The sequence below is a fragment of the Sphingomonas abaci genome, assembly GCF_014199625.1.
Taxonomy (GTDB): domain Bacteria; phylum Pseudomonadota; class Alphaproteobacteria; order Sphingomonadales; family Sphingomonadaceae; genus Sphingomonas; species Sphingomonas abaci.
In genome coordinates this window covers 1-1,321 of record NZ_JACHNY010000040.1, presented here as the reverse complement: position 1 = coordinate 1,321, position 1,321 = coordinate 1, and the positions used below count along the sequence as shown (strand labels likewise).

At 65.3% G+C, this 1,321-nt stretch carries 1 protein-coding gene and 1 other annotated feature; the gene reads left to right on the top strand.

Going from position 1 to position 1,321, the window contains the following annotated elements:
• Positions 1 to 50 precede the first annotated feature (50 nt).
• Positions 51 to 1,282, top strand: a protein-coding gene (locus tag GGQ96_RS21090) for an IS3 family transposase (RefSeq protein WP_184117195.1) whose coding sequence is annotated in 2 segments (ribosomal slippage) — positions 51 to 342 and positions 342 to 1,282 — 1,233 coding nt in all. Because the reading frame shifts where the segments join, the coding sequence is not laid out codon by codon here.
• Positions 335 to 451 (top strand) — a sequence feature (AL1L pseudoknot). It overlaps the preceding gene by 117 nt.
• Positions 1,283 to 1,321: the final 39 nt, after the last annotated feature.

Sequence of the window (1,321 nt, the reverse complement as noted above, 5' to 3'; positions counted from 1 at the left end):
TGAACCGCGCCGGGTTTGTCGGAGGCCCCAACTCCTGAGAGGAAGGGGCTATGACGAGCAAGACGACGAACAAGTTTTCACCTGAGGTGCGCGCGCGTGCGGTGCGCATGGTGCTGGAACACGAAAAGGATCACCCGTCGCGCTGGGCAGCGGTGGTATCGATCGCGGCGAAGATCGGATGTGCCGGCCAGACGCTGCACGATTGGGTGAAGAAGGCCGAGGTCGACAGTGGCGCCCGCGCCGGGGTGCCGAGCGATGTTGCCGACCGGATGAAGGCGCTGGAACGCGAGAACCGCGAGCTGCGCCAGGCTAACGAGATCCTGCGTAAGGCGTCGGCGTATTTTGCGATGGCGGAGCTCGACCGCCGAGCGAAGTGATGGTGTCGTTCATCGACGCGCATCGCAAGGTGTATGGGGTCGAGCCGATCTGCCGGGTCCTGCCGATCGCCCCGTCCACCTATCATGCTCATGCAGCCAGGAGGATTGAGCCGACCAGGCGGTCGGCTCGGGCCCGGCGTGACGATGCGCTCGGACCGGAGGTGCGCCGCGTGTTCGAGGAGAACTTCCGCGTCTACGGCGTGCGCAAGGTCTGGCGGCAGCTGCGGCGCGAAGGGTTCGACGTCGCCCGTTGCACCGTTGCCCGACTGATGCGGGCGATGGGCCTGGCTGGCGTGATCCGCGGCAAGCCGGTGCGCACCACTGTCAGCGACAAGGCGGCACCGTGTCCACTCGACCGGGTGAACCGACAGTTCCGCGCGCCAGCACCGAACATGCTGTGGGTGTCGGACTTCACCTACGTCGCGACCTGGGCGGGGTTCGTCTACGTGGCGTTCGTCATCGACACCTACGCCCGCCGGATCGTTGGCTGGCGCGCCAGTCGAAGCGCACATGCCGGCTTCGTCCTGGATGCGCTCGAGCAGGCGCTACATGACCGACGACCGATGCGGGGTGGTGGTCTCGTCCACCACTCCGACCGCGGCAGCCAATATGTGTCGATCAAGTACACCGAACGCCTCGCCGAAGCGGGGATCGAACCGTCAGTCGGTAGCGTCGGCGACAGCTATGACAACGCTTTGGCGGAAACCATCAACGGCCTCTACAAGGCCGAGGTGATCTACCGCCGCGGGCCGTGGCGCAGCTTCGAGGCGGTCGAGTACGCCACGCTGGAATGGGTGGACTGGTTCAATCATCGCCGGCTGCTCGAGCCTATCGGTAACATTCCGCCCGCCGAGGCCGAAGAGCAATACTATGCTGCCGCGAACATCGTCGATATGGCAGCGTGACTCACATCCAACAGCCTCCGGCAAACCCGGCGCGGTTCA